Origin of the sequence: Pseudomonas gingeri, from assembly GCF_013385635.1 — a bacterium.
Taxonomy (GTDB): Bacteria; Pseudomonadota; Gammaproteobacteria; order Pseudomonadales; family Pseudomonadaceae; genus Aquipseudomonas; species Aquipseudomonas gingeri_A.
This window is the reverse complement of the sequence record NZ_JACAPR010000049.1, coordinates 1-569: the sequence shown is the minus strand read 5'-3', so window position 1 is coordinate 569 and position 569 is coordinate 1. Positions and strand designations below refer to the sequence as shown.

General features: G+C 64.3%; 1 protein-coding gene. It reads left to right on the top strand.

The features are described 5' to 3' along the window. Positions 1-569, top strand: a 569-nt coding sequence (vgrG, locus tag HX851_RS32970; protein WP_256262860.1) for a type VI secretion system tip protein VgrG, incomplete at both ends; no start/stop codon positions are given.

The following is a 569-nucleotide window of genomic DNA, read 5'->3' as shown; positions in this document are numbered from 1 at the left end:
GCGCGCTACGAGGTCACCCTGCAGCCGCGCCTGGCCCTGCTCGAACGGGGCAAACAATGGCGTCTCTACCAACACCAGTCGGTGCCGGAGATCGTCGAGAAGGTGTTACGCAGCCGTCATGAGTTCAGGGCCCATGATTTTCTCTTCACCCTGGCCCGCGACTACCCGCGACGCCCGCAGGTCATGCAGTGCGACGAAAGCGACCTGGCATTTATCTCGCGCCTGCTGGCCGAGGTCGGTATCTGGTATCGCTTCAGCCACGATGACCGCCTGAGGAGCGACGTCGTCGAGTTCCACGACGACCAGCGCCACTACACCTGGCCGCGGATCGAACTGCCCTGTCTGCCGCCCTCCGGGCTCAACAGTGGCGACGAGGACGCGGTGTGGAAGCTGCAGACTCAGCATCAGGTGGTGGAGCAACACATCAACTTCCGCGCTTACCAACACCGGGATGCGGGCGCCTGGCTCGACGGCGAAGTGGACCAGAGCCGGGGCGCCAAGACCACCTACGGCGAGGCCTATCACTACGCCGAGCCCTACAGTGTGATCGGGGACCGCTATGCCCAGGA